A 13,746-nucleotide genomic window follows, 5' to 3' on the forward strand; every position below is an offset into this window, starting at 1 on the left:
CCTGCCGCATCGTCATCCTCGAAGACCAACTCGCCGAAGCCCAGCGGCTCAACCAGCAATCACGCCAACTGACAACCGACCAGCCGCCACCCGCCGAGACCCCCTGACAGACAGACGGCACTGTTGCCCCACTCGACGGGCCCCGTGTGGCGGCAGGTCATGATCAGGCGATGAGGCGAGGTGTGGTCCGTCCTTCGGCCCCGATGTGGGAGTTCGCCGGGTTCCGGTTCCCTCCGGAGGTGATCGTGCTGGGGGTCCGCTGGTAGAGCCTCCAACCTTCCCGGGGCGGTTCAATCCGCCTTCAGGTCGACCGCTTCGATCGATGAGGCCGTCCCGGCATCATCGATCGTCGTAGCACGTCCGAAGCGTCGGATTTCTGGGTTTTTTGTCTACATAGGCGTCGCCCACCCCGAACCAGTCCAGCTGTCGTAGATAGCTCCACCGTGAGTTCCGTCCAATTTCGGCGCGCAGCTGCGCTGCGACAGATTCCGGAGCCACCACGACGGAGAACAACGATGGATACCGATAGTAACAGAATTCGGTGTTTATCGTAACCATGAGCTGCCACGTTCCGTCGGGCGTCGGCTTTATCTCCCCCGGCACGGAACGCAGGAAGTGAACGGACTTGTTGGTGCTCAGGACGAAGTAGCTGTAGCCAGCGCGAGCATGATCTTCCGGATGTGGGTCGACGATCCGTCCGGAGAGGAGATATGTGTTCCGCTGCTCGACGACGAGCCTCCCGCCCACCGGCACCGGCACCCCGTCGACCGCGACGTCTGTCAGATGGATGCCGAAGGGATTCGGTTGTGTCTGGTCGGGTAGGGGCGGAAGCTGATCATAGGTCTTCGTGCCCAAGGAGACGCGTAGGAATGTGGCGGCCAGCCCGAAACAGGTCAGGGCGATGAGCGCGACGTGGAGAGAGCATCGCATCGCGGCCGCCGTCTTCTCCCGCCTCGCCCGAACAGCGAACGCCCACCACACGGCCGCTCCGATCACCGCTACGAGCGCGGTGATCGCGACAATGAAGAGGTCGTCGGAGAGAGCGAGCAGCGAGTCATCCTTCGCCTGCGTGACCCGCACCGCGGACCCGTGAGAGGTCACGGGCGGTCCGCCGTGGGCAACCTTGAGCTTTCCGCGCCCGGCGGGTCCTGAGGCGGAGCGAGATGGTTCTGGATATCAATGTGACGGAACTGGTACGCGACACCGACCTGGCGCAGAACACCCCGTCCGCAGGCGTCCTCCAGGAACCGGAAGAGCGTCAGCGGCAGTTGGCGGTCGAACGCAAGCCACGCTCGCACCACCGTGAACCACCCCCACACGGCACCCAGCGTGGCGGCACAGGGTCCGGCCGCCGCGGCAATGAGAAGGCCAGCCGGAGCACCGATGACAAAGCGCGTCGACAACGCGGACCCCGAGGCCAGCGCAAGCCCGAGCCCTCCCGTCACGCCCCCCGTGGTTCCGCTCACCAGCGCCAGGGAGACGAAGGTGGCACGGTCGCGGGCGAACACAGCCTGCGGAGTCGCAGCGGCCAGAGGGTCGACCGGCGCGGTCTGGACACCTGCGAAAACGGCGCCGACAACACCTATCAGGACGCCCACCGCCAGTCCGCTGGCCAGCGCCACGAGGTACGTGACCCCACCGCCCACAGCCAGCATGAGCGGCAGCCGCACCGGGCTCGGCCGCCACCGCAGGCGCTGCGCCGGCGAGGAGGTCCCGACATAGGAAGCCGCCAGCCACAGCAGACCCGTTGCCAGACCGGACGCGAGGCCCGCGAACATTCCGGCGGCCCTCGCAGTACTTACCGGCGAGCGGTCAAGCACGGTCATGCCGAGACCGAAAAGTGATCCGACAGTGCAACCAGCGGTCACGCCGATCGCAACACTGGTCAGTAAGCGCAGCATCGAGGTGGGAACTGCCTTCGGTAGCTCCCACCAGAACAGGTCCGGCATACCGCGGCAGTTGTCCCGCAGATGCCGGGCAAGGAAGCGCAGCGAACGCTCCGCCTGCTCGGCGCGCCCGGTGTCGCGATAGGCGGCGGCCACGAATTGGCTCAGCAGGTGTCGTTCGACCGCCCCGCGATCCGGGAATCTGATCTGGTCGAGCACCTCGACCAGATCAGATTCCCGGCCGCTTCCTCCAGCATACGCCGTGCGCGCGAGCCAGATCATCAATGGCGACATGAGCGCCTGGGCGGCCGGCAGGGTCGGGTCAGAGGTCACCGCCTCAAGGAGGTGGTCCCAGTGTGCCGCGCGCCCTCTTCCCTCTATGGTCCGCAGATATATACGAACGTCAGCCGGGTCCACCGGCCGGAGTTCGACACCGGCGGCCGCGTCGAGTCCCACCGAGGGCACGCTGAAGACGGGGCTTGTGCCGGAGGCCATGATGGCGGCCCGATACTCGTCCATACGGGATGACAGCACCAGTGGTTGGCCGGGCAGCAGTGCATGGTTGATTGCCGCCAGCGCCCCTGGACGCACATGTTCAGGCATTTCATCCAGGCCGTCGAGAACGGGCAGTATCTTGCCGGCCTCGATGAGCTCCCGGGCCATCGTCCGGCGGGTCGGACCAACCCTCTGCATCAGATACGGATGAACGACGATGAGGCGTTCTTCGAGCCAGGCGAAAAGATCCTGGGCCGGATCCCAGGTGGACAGCGATATGAGTACGGGAACCTCTGCTCCGGGCTGCCGGGTAGCGAGCCTGTCCACCACCAGACGAATGAGCATCGTGGTCTTCCCCGAGCCCGCGCCGCCCAGGACTACCAGCCTGCGAGTCGGGATACGGTCGAGCGCCGCCGCGAGTTCGTTCTCACCGCCGACCAGCTCGTGCGGCCCGGCGAACCAGTGACTGGTATCCGGTTCAGGACGTCCCGGTCCGTGCGCGACTCGGATGAGAGTCTCCCAGTCGTCACACAGATCCGAGGGCGCGGCCGTCCACCGCACGGACAGCGTGTTCCGGTTGAGCTGAAGTCTTCGAATCTGTTCCGTCCATTCGCCGCGGACAGCGACCTCTAGGTCGTTTGCGGCGTAGTTTGGCCAGAACTGTTTTGGCCAGGCATCCCGGATCAAAAATACGAAGAAATAAAGGAAGGCGCAGCCGAGTACGGCCGGGAACACCGTCGTCATGAAGCCGACACCGGAGGCGATGGTGAGCCCGCCGGCAACCGTGGTACAGCCCAGGGTGAGGCCGAGTGTCAGGGTGGCGGCCCGGCCGCGCAGCGCCCCGCGGAGAGAGGACCAGAAGCCGGACAAGTGGGTGGCGGAACGCCCGACGGCCGGCGGGTGCACCGGGAAGCGGCGACCGGCGAGTCGGGCAGTACCGCTCGTGTGGAACGGACGGCCGTCTCCACCGACGCCGCCGGGGAACACTGGTGGCATCTTCGGCCGGTCGCGGCCACTGATCACAGCCTCGACGCTCTCCACCAACTGCCGTCGAGCTTTCTCTACGGCCATTCCAAAGAGATCAAAATAGGTCAGCTGAGCGAGGTATGAACCACGCGGAGGCTCGCAGTTCTCAACCCGTATCGGAATTACCCTGCGATGGGCGGTCGACGGGTCGACCTGGTAGGCCATGAGGAATTCCGTCTGCCCGAAGGCGGAGTTCAGGTAAGCTTCCGAAAGCAGCACCACAATATGGTCGGCGTTTCGGATGGAAGTCTCGATCCAGGCCAGGTAAGACGTTCCGGCAACAGAGTCCCAGTGCTGGACGTTAACCGAGTGACCAGCAGCCTCGAGCTCCCATGAAACCCAGTCCGCCCAGTCCCGGTTATGTCGGGAATAGGAGATAAAGAAACTACGCCCAGAGGTCGGGGGCCGGCCCGCCGGCGAGGTCTCCCCGCGGTGCGGCTCAGGTCCGGACGCGTGGTCGACAGACACCTCCGAAATTAAGCGGTGACGCCGCCACCTCGCCATCGGCCGAAGAGAAGATCCCCCGTTGCCTGCTGCCAGTCTTTCATGGAGCTGCGCCCGAACATCAAATCCCCCGTGTGACACATGTATTGCGGCCGACCGCGCCTCTCGACAGAACTCTTGCGGTGGCCTTTGAAAATTTTGCCAATTACGACGTCAGAATGATAACACACGGTGTCGGCATGCCGACTCAGCGCTCCCGACACTGTTGCATCGGCGCAGTCCGTCAGCGCGCGGCCGCCGATCGGTCATGATCGGGCCGTGCGCCGACGTCGTGTCCGTCCACCGGTTCCGACGTCGGAGTTCGCCGGGATCCGGTTCCCGCCGGAGGTGATCGTGCTGGCGGTTCGGTGGTAGTGCGGTTCGCGCTGCCGTACCGGGATATCGAGGAGCTGCTCGCCGAACGGGGCATCAAGGTTGATCACGTGACTGTGTACCGGTGGGTACAGCGCTTCACGCCCCTGCTCGCTGAGGCGGCCCGGCCCTGCCGGCACCGTCCGGGCGACAGGTGGTTCCTCGACGATCTACTCCCCGAGGCCTGCCATGTCGACGCCGCCAGAGAGAACAATCGAATCGAAGCCGACCACAGCCGGCTCAAAGCCCGGCTACGGCCGATGCGCGGACTCGAACGCCTCCGCTCGGTCCAGACGATCAGCACCGGGAACGCCTTGGTTCAGAACATCCGACGCGGCCACTACGAACTCGCCGCCCATACCGACCCACAGCTGCGGCTGGCCGCCGCGTTCACCGAGCTCACCCAAGCCGTCTGACCGTGACTGCCCGGGCCCTGGCGTGCGCCGCATCCTCGCAATGCAACAGCCCCGCCGAGGATGATCGGCCTTCAGAATAGGTCACCGGGACAACATTAGGGCCACGCCGCAGCCCGATCGTTCGTGAACACCGCGCATCGCCGTGCGAAGACAACACCGATCGCACATTCAATCATGTTCGGCTGGCGCTGACCGTGACTGCTATCAGCAGTAGACGAACAAGGCCGCTCCCATGGTTCGATCTTCGGAGTCACCGTCCTGGAGGTAGGTGCTCGGCCGGTCTCGGGTGGCCGTCTGGCACGAGGGAGGACAGCGGGCTGGTCGGCAGTGCTATCCACCCCTCCCGTTCCGCGGCGGTGGCGTCGTCCGGTCCGGGGGCGGCGGTGTGGCCCAGCGTCGCGGCACGGGCGGTCATCGCGGCGATCACGGCATCGAAGGCGTCATCAGAACGGCGGCAAAGATCTTCATGGGTGCCGAGATCCAGCCATCCAGCCGCATCGAGGAGAGCGTCGACCAGCGTGCCGAGGACGGAAATGTTGTCCCTGGTCTTGTAACCGCGGTGCGGTAGCCCCCACCGGGCAAGCGACGCGGCCGGGTACACCTCGACGACGACGCCACCTCCGGCGCGGTCCACGGGCATGCCGTCGCCTGCGAGTGTTGCCAGTAGTCCCGCGCAGCGCATCGCCGTATGCGCGATCCGATCGGCGGCGACGCTGAGCGGCCGTAGCCCCGTCTCTGCCTGGACCCGCCGATCAGTGGCTCGGTACGCCAGGGCACGTCGCCACTCCAGACCAGTGACCCCCGGTGAGACGACGACGTTACCGGCCTGGTGGGCCGCGATGAAGGCGACGAAGGACTCCGGCCAACCGAACGGGCAGTCGATACCGACCTTGTCCGCCTTCTTGATCGACATGACGATCGCGGTGTCCGACGTACCGAGTAGGACCTCCCTCACCACCGCTGAACCTGGCGACCAGTCGATCCGGGCGAGTGCGGTCTTCTTCGGCTCCGCCGCCAGGTCCACGCCGATCGTCATCATCTGATCAGGGTACGCGGCAGGGCATAAAGGTCTCTTCGCGATCGAATCCTCGAAGATCAGCACTACACCCAGCACCAGACATGCTCCGCTGGGAGAAGGAACGAGGCTACAGCAACCGGTAAGAGTCCGCACGGTTCTACGGCCGTCATAAAACCGGTCCGGCCAGCTTCCGGTGACCGTGAAAGCGCCAAAAAATTGACCTTGAGAATGCTTGAAAAATGCGCAGGAAATGCCCTCCGAGGTGGGCCGTCAGGGACTCGAACCCTGAACTCACCGGTTAAAAGCCGGTTGCTCTGCCAATTGAGCTAACGGCCCTGCTGCGTCCCATCGTACCCAACTACCCGGGCGGGGGGAGGGCTGGGCGTGAGCTTCTGGCTGGTGGGCACGGTGGAGGGTGTTCTGGGGGTTGGCGGGTGGTGCGGTCGGAGCGCCGCCCAGGTGGGCGAGCTCGGCACCGTCATCCCGCCCGAGCAGGCAGGAGGGTGGCCGTGCCTACCGGGCGGGTCCGTCTGCAATCGACCTATGAAGGTCGTACCCGCGACGCCGCAGCCGGATCGTGCCCGTCCCGGCGGGGCGGTGTTGTGTTCGGAGGAAGCGAGACATGCGGCCGGCTCGGTGAGCGGCGGTCAGATGACGTGGACGAGTTCGGCAAACGCGACCGACAGCCACAGCTGTGGATCGGTGTCGGTGGCGAGGTCGTAGTGGCCGCGGCGGATGTTCTGTACGAGGGCGTGTCCGGCGCTGATGGTCTGGCCGGAGCGCGAGGACGTAGGCGAGCCATCATCCGATCACGCTCGACGCCTGCGCCGGATCTGCTCCGGCGCCTGCAACAGACCGCATCGCACTCTTTGCCCGTCGAGCAGGTCCTAATTCATCCGAGAAGCGGCTCTGTAGCCGATACGGCGTCCGAGGAATCCGGATCGGTTCCCGCACAATCAGATCCACCACGTCGGTAATCCGTCCACGCCGACGCAACAGGCACGTTGCCGCTCCGCACCGGTGCCGCGGGCGAACAGGTTGTCCACCATTCCACCGACCGCCTCCAGGTCACCCGCCGCGGCGAGTGCCGGGCGACCCGGGCTATTAACCGGTCGACCATTCCGCGGGCCGTCACCAGCGCGCCGGTCACGGGATCGAGCAGCTCCCCCGGAGGCCGTCGCGTGCCGCCCGCCACGCCGCCGCGCGCAGCATCTCCGGGCGTGCGTCGGGCACCGGCCGGCCACTCGGCCGCCGACGTCGTGACGAGGCTGCGGGAGAGCGCCGCCAGCAGAACGGCGTCATCCACCGAGAGCCAGGCATCCGCGACCCGCGGCTCCAGGGTCGGATAGTCGTGGGAGAGCCGAGCGTCATAGTAGATCATGCCGTCGTCCATCGCCGCGCCGCTGCGCTCGAGCAGTTCGACCACCCGGTCGTACTCCGCTGGCGAGCCGAACGCTGCGGGCGCCCCGGCCGTCGGCCAGCGCGCCCAGACCTGCGTGCGGTAGCTGGCGTAGCCGTGCCAGAACGGGGAGTTCGCGGACAACGCGGTCAGCACCGACAGCGACGTCCGCAGCAACGCGAGCGAGGTGCGCGGTACGGAGCCGCTCTCCACCTGCTCCCGGGTCAGCTCGACGTCGAGATCACCGTCGAGTCCGCCGCCGTCCTCGCCGCGGCCATCGCCGTGGGAGAGCACTCGGGACGCGGTGACACGTACCGCGAGACTGGTCGAAGAAGTCCCCACCGATCTCCGCGTGGGCGGCGGAGAAGACGAGAACCGCGCGTACGCCTCGCCTGCGGCCGTCCAGGAACTCCGTCGATCTCGACCTGCCCCGGTGCTGGAGCGGTGCGCAGGTCAGGTGGTGACGGGCGCCGTTCCGGCTTGTGCGGTGCGTGGCCGGGAGCGGCGGGTGCGGGTACCGACATCGACTGCGCGGTGGGGGGTGGCGCCGTCGGCGACCGCGTCGAGCTCGACGGCGATCGGGTACCCGGACAGCCCCGTCTCACACCGCACTGAGCCGCCGTACACCAGGCAGGCACGCTCACCCCACCGCGGGCGGCGGGTTACCGACATCGGAGCGGGTAGGCCGAAAGGAGAAGTGAAAGCCGACACGGAGGGTGTTATGCGCACATCGGCCCACGGGCATCGGGAGGTAGAGACCAAATTCGACGTGAGTTCGACGTTCGTCGTCCCGGCCCTGACCGGTCTTGCCGGGGTCGCCTCGACCGCCGGGCCGACGGAGGAGCATCTCGACGCCGTCTACTACGACACCGAAGATCTGCGGCTTGCCCGCAACCGCATCACGCTGCGACGGCGCCAGGGCGGGCATGACGCCGGCTGGCATCTCAAGCTCCAGAGCTCGGGGGCCGGCCGGGACGAGATCAGCCGTCCGCTGGGCGCGATCGAGCGGGACCCCTCCGCCGAGGGCACTGTCCCGGGCGAGTTCGCCGACCTCGTGGCCGCCACCACCCGGGGCAGGCCCCTCGCCCCCGTCGCGCGGGTGCGGACCGTCCGCCGCGCGACCACTCTGCGCGCCCCCGACGGACGGGACCTTGCGGAACTAGCCGACGACGAGGTCCACGCCCAGACACTGGGCACGTCGACGACGCTGTCCCGCTGGCGGGAGATCGAGGTCGAGGCCCTCGGCGACGACCTCGACGTCCTGCCGGCGACCGGCGCGGTGCTGTGTGAGGCCGGGGCCCGGCCGGCCGCCGGGCCGTCCAAGCTCGCCCGGGCACTCGGATCGCGGGCGGCGCGGCCGGAACTTCCCGAGCTCCCCGCCGACGGCGCCCCGGCCGGGGGAACCGCGGGTGAGGCCGTCCGGGGCTATCTGGCGACCCATACCCGGGCCCTGCTGGCCGCTGACGCCCGCGTGCGCCTCGGCGATCCCGGGTCTGTTCACGACATGCGGGTCGCCGCCCGCCGGCTGCGCAGCGCCCTGCGCACGTTCCAGCGGCTGTTCGACCCAGCGCCGGCGCGCGCGCTCCAGGCCCGGCTGCGGGAACTGAACCTCCTGCTCAACGCCGCCCGCGACGGCGAGGTCCAGCTCAAGCGGTTCACCGCCGGGATCGACGCGCTCGACGAACGGGACCTGCTGGGCCCCGTCGCCGCCCGCGTGCAGGGCCATCTGCGCGCACAGCACCTGCGCGGCCGGGAGCAGGCCCTGACCTGGATGCGCGACGCGCAGTACCTGGATTTCCTCGACGACCTGATCGCCTTCGTCGGCGAACCACCGTATTCCGCTCTTGGTCGCCGCCCGGCCGGGCCGGCCCTGCGCGCCCCGGTCCGCAAAGCCGACCGCAAGCTGCGCCGCCGGGTCGATCGAGCCCTCCACACCCCCGCCGGCGACAGCCAGGACGCCGCCCTGCACGCCGCGCGGAAGGCCGCGAAGCAGCTGCGCTACGCGAGCGAGGCGGCCACGCCGGTCTACGGGGAACACGCCGCGAAGCACACCAGGCGAGCCAGGAAAATCCAGAACAGCCTGGGTGAGCACCAGGACTGCGTCGTCGCCCAGGGCGTCCTGCGCGAGTTCGCGATCGCCGCCAACCAGGCCGGCGAATCCTCGTTCACCTACGGCCTTCTCCTCGGCGGCGAGCGGGAACGGGCGCACCTGACCAGGGACGTCTTCGCCGCCCGCTGGCCGAAGCTCTCCCGCCGGCGCCACCGCCGCTGGCTGCACTGATAAACCACCCCAGAACGGGGCACAGATGTTTTCATCGCACTGATGGAGGTGGGGATGTGGGCCTGGTGACCCGGAAGGCCCGAACGGCTGTCGCTCCACCCGGCATGCGGCGCTCCCCAGCCCCCGTCCCCGGGGCACGGCGCCCAGAGCGAACGCGGCGAACGGCGGAGCCGACGCGGACCGCCGCGCACGCCCTGCGGGAGACGACGGTGATCGGCGTGCCCTCGCCGCCCGCCGCTCGCCGACGTGGCATCGCCCCGGTTTGGGGCTGTCGGGCGGGGTAGGCCCGCGATGATGATGACGGAGGACGGGGCACCCGATGGGGCCGACGCCGCGAGAGCCCGCGGCGAGACTCAGGCCGAGCGGACCGACCGTAACTGGAGCGAGCTGCTCCAGGAACTGCGCGTCGCCCAGACCGGTGTGCAGCTGCTGACCGCCTTCCTGCTCTCACTGCCGTTCCAGCAACGGTTCACGACGCTGAACCACGAGCAGCGTTCGCTGTACCTGGCCGTCGTCCTCCTGTCGGCCGGTGCGACCGGCCTGCTCGTGATGCCGGTCAGCATTCACCGGGCCGTGTTCGGTCACCGGGAGAAGCAGACGCTGGTCCGCGTCGCGAGCCGGGTCGCCCAGGCAGGGCTCGCGCTGCTCGCGCTTGCCCTCGCCGGCGTCGTGGCATTGATCTTCGACGTCGTCGAGGGGCGCATGGCCGCGATCGTCGCCGGTGCGGCGGCTCTCGCGCTGCTGGTGGTCCTGTGGGCGATCGTCCCGATGGCCGTCCGGCTGCGCGGCAATCGGGACACCGGCCGTTAGGCGGCCGGGGCCAGGGCTCGCAGCGGCGCCGCCAAGGTCGAGCGGAAGAAGTCGAAGAAGCCGTCCGGGTCAGGGCCGGCGTTCATCAGGACCAGCTGGTCGAAGCCGGCGTCGGTGAACTCGCGGGCAGCCGCCAGATGCCGCGCCGGGTCGGGACCACAGGCGAACTGCCCCCTCACGTCGTCCTCGGTGACCGTCGTCGTCGCGGCGGCGAAGTTGACCGGATTGGGTAGCTCGCTCATCACTTTCCAGCCGGTCAGCGCCCACCGGTTTGTCGCGTGTACAGCCTTGGCCGCCTCAGCCTCGTCCGGCGCGTAGGCCAGCGGAACCTCGGCATAACGCGCCCCGGTTCCACCCGCGGCCGCGTAGTCCTCGACGATCCCGGGCTTGGGCTCGGTGGCGAACAGGGCATCGCCGCACTCGGCCGCCAGCCGAACCGACGGCCCGCCGCTGGCGGCGACGGCGATCTCCGGCAGCGGATCAGGCAGATCGAACACCCGCGCGTCCTCCAGCTGGAGGTAACGCCCGTCGTAGGAGTGGTACCCACCCCGCCACAACAGCCGGATGATCTCGACAGCCTCCCGTAGCATCGCGTGCCGCCTGGCCACAGCGGGGAACCCGCGCCCGACGACATGCTCGTTGAGGCGCTCGCCCGACCCGAGCCCCAGTGTGAAACGCCCGTCGGACACGAGGGCGACGGTCGCCGCCGCCTGCGCGACCACCGCCGGGTGGTACCGGATCGTCGGGCACGTCACGCCGGTCACCAGCCCGACCCGGTCGGTGCGCTCGGCGATCGAGCCGAGCATCGTCCACGTGAACGCCGAATGCCCCTGGTTGTCCAGCCACGGGTGGAAGTGATCGCTCAGCTCCACGAAGTCGAAGCCGGCCTCCTCGGCGGCGACCGCCTGACGGATGATCTCCCGGGGGCCGAACGCCTCGGTTGCCAGCTTGTAGCCGACCCGCATCTCTTCTCCTCTCCCTCGTCCGGGCCGCCGGCGAGATCGGAGTTGATGTCATCGGCTCTGTCAACGCGACGGGCCCGGCGGGTCTCGAACGCGGCGGTACCGTTCTGGAGCCTGATGGCACCCGCCACCGCGCATCGGTCAACGCGTGGTGTCCTTCAGGTTCTCGCCGGCCTGCTTGATGTTCCCACCGATCTTCTCCGCGGCACCTCGGGCTTCCAGCCCTCGGTCCCCGCTGGCCCGGCCTGCGGTCCGCTTGCCGCGTCCCGTGAACCGTTGCAGGGCATTCCTCGCCTTGTCCACCATGCTCATCGGACATTCCTCCGTCGGGTGACCGCTCGTGCGTGGTTGCGGTGCGGCTATACCCAGCTCTGGCCCGGTGACCCGTAGGAGCAGGCACGTTCAAATGGAGGGAACTCCGCACGATGGCCACCGATCCGGGTCAGGTCAGGATCCCCCGTTACAACCCGCCGTCGCCGGGCAAGACGGCCATATGACCGATCTGAGCATTATCGGCGCCCTTGCCGCGATCACGCTGATTGCGATCGGTGTCCTACTTGCCTTCACCTCCGCCATCTCCTGGGACACGCAGACGACGTTCGGGGCGTTCGGGATTCTTCTAGGCGCGATTGGCCTGTTTGGTGGCGGCATAGGTTCGTTGATCCGTCGCCGGGCCTGATCCCGGGTGCTGAGCGGATCCCTCGCCAGCCAGCTCGAACCGACTCCTATGCCCCAGCTCGAACCGCCTCCCAATCGGTTTTCCCGGTACGGGGATGGGTAGCCGACGGACAGGGGGTGGCTGTCGCACGGCGCTGCCGTCCGACATCTGGTGACACGGAGCTCGTGATCACCGAGGCCGGGATCGCGGTCCGGGACGGGTGCCGCGGCTGTCGACCGGGTGGGCAGGTCCCGCGATGTCAAATCCCGCGATGTAATGGAGTGAGTCGTGACCGTTCAGAAGCCTCGTCCGACGACGACCGATGCCGGAATACCCGTCGCCAGCGATGAGCACTCGCTGTCCGTGGGGCCGGACGGCCCGCTGCTGCTGCAGGATCACTACCTGATCGAGCAGATGGCGAACTTCAACCGGGAACGCATCCCGGAGCGTCAGCCGCACGCGAAGGGCGGCGGCGCGTTCGGCACCTTCCAGGTCACCCAGGACATGAGCGCGTTCACCCGGGCCGCGGTGTTCCAGCCCGGCACCGAGACGGATGTGATCATTCGGTTCTCGACGGTGGCCGGGGAGCGCGGCAGCCCCGACACCTGGCGCGACCCACGCGGTTTCGCGGTCAAGTTCTACACCAGCGAGGGCAATCTCGACATCGTCGGGAACAACACGCCGGTCTTCTTCATCAGGGATCCGCTGAAGTTCCAGCACTTCATCCGGTCCCAGAAGCGCCGGGCCGACAACAACCTGCGTGACCACGACATGCAGTGGGATTTCTGGACGCTGTCGCCGGAGTCCGCGCACCAGGTCACGTGGCTGATGGGTGACCGCGGTATTCCGCGTACCTGGCGACACATGAACGGATACTCCAGCCACACGTACATGTGGATCAACGCCGCCGGCGAGCGGTTCTGGGTGAAGTACCACTTCAAGACCGATCAGGGCATCGAGTTCTTCACCCAGGACGAGGGTGACCAGATGGCCTCGGTAGACACCGACTACCACCAGCGCGACCTCTTCGAGCACATCGCCGCCGGGGACTTCCCGAGCTGGACGCTGAAGATGCAGATCATGCCGTTCGAGGAGGCCAAGACCTACCGGTTCAACCCCTTCGACCTGACCAAGGTCTGGCCGCACGGCGACTACCCGCTGCACGAGGTCGGCCGGCTGACACTCAACCGCAACATCACCGATTTTCACACGGAGATGGAGCAGGCCGCGTTCGAGCCGAACAACATCGTCGCGGGCACCGGGCTGTCGCCGGACAAGATGCTGCTCGCTCGCGGGTTCAGCTACGCCGACGCCCACCGGGCCCGCCTTGGTGTGAACTACAAGCAGATCCCGGTGAACTCCGCGAAGGTGCCCGTCCACAGCTACTCCAAGGACGGCGCGATGCGGGTGCGGAACGTCACCGACCCGGTGTACGCGCCGAACTCCTACAGCGGCCCGGTGGCCCAGCCGGAGCTGACCGACGACGGCGGCCACTGGTACTCCGACGGCGAGATGGTTCGCGCCGCCTACACCTCGCGCCCGGAGGACGACGACTGGGGGCAGGCCGGGACGATGGTCCGCGATGTCCTCGACGACGCCGCGCGGGAGCGGCTGGTCGACAACGTCGTCGGGCACCTGCTCGACGGTGTCAGCGAACCCGTGCTGGTCCGCGCCTTCGAGTACTGGCGCAATGTCGACAAGGACCTCGGCACCCAGATCGAGGCAGGCGTACGGGCCAAGCAGGACGAGACCGACCCGAAGGCCGCGCAGCAGGCCAACCCGGCCCGGTCCAGCGCGCAGGCCAAGGCCTGACCGTCCGCCGGCCGTGGTTCGGGGCCCGCCCTCTCAGCGGGGCCCGAACCACGGCCGGCGGCGCCACCTCCGCCACTACCACGAGTCCGCCACTACCGCGAGCACGCTGAGATCATCGGTTGGGCCAA

General features: G+C 68.0%; 11 protein-coding genes, 1 tRNA gene and 4 pseudogenes. 7 read left to right on the top strand and 9 right to left on the bottom strand.

All coding sequences use genetic code 11. The features are described 5' to 3' along the window. Together MXD62_RS40665 and MXD62_RS39680 are read left to right on the top strand one after the other, a co-directional pair. Positions 1 to 107: pseudogene (locus MXD62_RS40665) on the top strand (MerR family transcriptional regulator); the annotation flags it as partial. A gap of 63 nt (positions 108 to 170) precedes the next feature. Next, a pseudogene (locus tag MXD62_RS39680) lies at positions 171 to 263 on the top strand (IS6 family transposase); the annotation flags it as partial. A gap of 76 nt (positions 264 to 339) precedes the next feature. Here the strand turns inward: MXD62_RS39680 and MXD62_RS10845 are convergent. After that, positions 340 to 1,101: a hypothetical protein gene (locus MXD62_RS10845; RefSeq protein WP_248829174.1), complete on the bottom strand. Its 762-nt coding sequence runs from the start codon at positions 1,099 to 1,101 to the stop codon at positions 340 to 342. After that, positions 1,098 to 3,911 (bottom strand): toll/interleukin-1 receptor domain-containing protein, encoded by a 2,814-nt coding sequence (locus tag MXD62_RS10850; protein ID WP_248829175.1) that lies wholly within the window; start codon positions 3,909 to 3,911, stop codon positions 1,098 to 1,100. The genes MXD62_RS10845 and MXD62_RS10850 overlap by 4 nt, the downstream gene beginning before the upstream one ends. A gap of 258 nt (positions 3,912 to 4,169) precedes the next feature. Here MXD62_RS10850 and MXD62_RS10855 point away from each other — a divergent pair. Continuing rightward, positions 4,170 to 4,678: pseudogene (locus tag MXD62_RS10855) on the top strand (transposase). Positions 4,679 to 4,928: 250 nt separating this feature from the next. On the opposite strand, the gene MXD62_RS10860 reads toward MXD62_RS10855, so the two are convergent. The 5 genes and pseudogenes from MXD62_RS10860 to MXD62_RS10880 form a co-directional block, all read right to left on the bottom strand. Beyond that, entirely contained in the window at positions 4,929 to 5,717 is a 789-nt protein-coding gene (locus MXD62_RS10860; protein WP_251081484.1) for a DUF429 domain-containing protein, read from the bottom strand. Positions 5,718 to 5,959: 242 nt separating this feature from the next. Beyond that, positions 5,960 to 6,032 (bottom strand) — tRNA-Lys (locus tag MXD62_RS10865). A gap of 311 nt (positions 6,033 to 6,343) precedes the next feature. Further along, positions 6,344 to 6,478 (bottom strand): annotated as a pseudogene (locus tag MXD62_RS10870) (IS6 family transposase); the annotation flags it as partial. Positions 6,479 to 6,588: 110 nt separating this feature from the next. Further along, the gene (locus MXD62_RS10875; RefSeq protein WP_248829177.1) at positions 6,589 to 7,437 is read right to left on the bottom strand and encodes a glutamate-cysteine ligase family protein; all 849 of its coding nucleotides are present in this window, start codon (positions 7,435 to 7,437) and stop codon (positions 6,589 to 6,591) included. A gap of 111 nt (positions 7,438 to 7,548) precedes the next feature. Continuing rightward, the gene (locus tag MXD62_RS10880) at positions 7,549 to 7,707 is read right to left on the bottom strand and encodes a hypothetical protein (RefSeq protein ID WP_248829178.1); all 159 of its coding nucleotides are present in this window, start codon (positions 7,705 to 7,707) and stop codon (positions 7,549 to 7,551) included. 109 nt (positions 7,708 to 7,816) lie between these two features. Here MXD62_RS10880 and MXD62_RS10885 point away from each other — a divergent pair, with 109 nt between their 5' ends. Together MXD62_RS10885 and MXD62_RS10890 are read left to right on the top strand one after the other, a co-directional pair. After that, positions 7,817 to 9,376, top strand: a complete 1,560-nt coding sequence (locus MXD62_RS10885) for a CYTH and CHAD domain-containing protein (RefSeq protein WP_251081480.1) — start codon at positions 7,817 to 7,819, stop codon at positions 9,374 to 9,376. Positions 9,377 to 9,673: 297 nt separating this feature from the next. Further along, complete coding sequence (locus MXD62_RS10890) at positions 9,674 to 10,186, top strand: DUF6328 family protein (RefSeq protein ID WP_248829241.1); 513 nt, start codon at positions 9,674 to 9,676, stop codon at positions 10,184 to 10,186. Here the strand turns inward: MXD62_RS10890 and MXD62_RS10895 are convergent. Together MXD62_RS10895 and MXD62_RS10900 are read right to left on the bottom strand one after the other, a co-directional pair. Then, entirely contained in the window at positions 10,183 to 11,151 is a 969-nt protein-coding gene (locus MXD62_RS10895) for a TIGR03557 family F420-dependent LLM class oxidoreductase (RefSeq protein ID WP_248829180.1), read from the bottom strand. The genes MXD62_RS10890 and MXD62_RS10895 overlap by 4 nt on opposite strands. Positions 11,152 to 11,289: 138 nt before the next feature. Next, positions 11,290 to 11,460, bottom strand: a complete 171-nt coding sequence (locus MXD62_RS10900) for a CsbD family protein (protein ID WP_071059584.1) — start codon at positions 11,458 to 11,460, stop codon at positions 11,290 to 11,292. A gap of 181 nt (positions 11,461 to 11,641) precedes the next feature. On the opposite strand from MXD62_RS10900, the gene MXD62_RS10905 reads away from it, so the two are divergent. Both MXD62_RS10905 and MXD62_RS10910 read left to right on the top strand, forming a co-directional pair. Further along, the gene (locus tag MXD62_RS10905; RefSeq protein ID WP_248829181.1) at positions 11,642 to 11,827 is read left to right on the top strand and encodes a magnesium transporter accessory protein; all 186 of its coding nucleotides are present in this window, start codon (positions 11,642 to 11,644) and stop codon (positions 11,825 to 11,827) included. A gap of 267 nt (positions 11,828 to 12,094) precedes the next feature. Beyond that, positions 12,095 to 13,618: a catalase gene (locus MXD62_RS10910; protein WP_248829182.1), complete on the top strand. Its 1,524-nt coding sequence runs from the start codon at positions 12,095 to 12,097 to the stop codon at positions 13,616 to 13,618. The last annotated feature ends 128 nt before the right edge of the window (positions 13,619 to 13,746 follow it).

Source organism: Frankia sp. Mgl5 (assembly GCF_023242985.1).
In the GTDB taxonomy this organism is placed as follows: Bacteria; Actinomycetota; Actinomycetes; order Frankiales; family Frankiaceae; genus Parafrankia; species Parafrankia soli.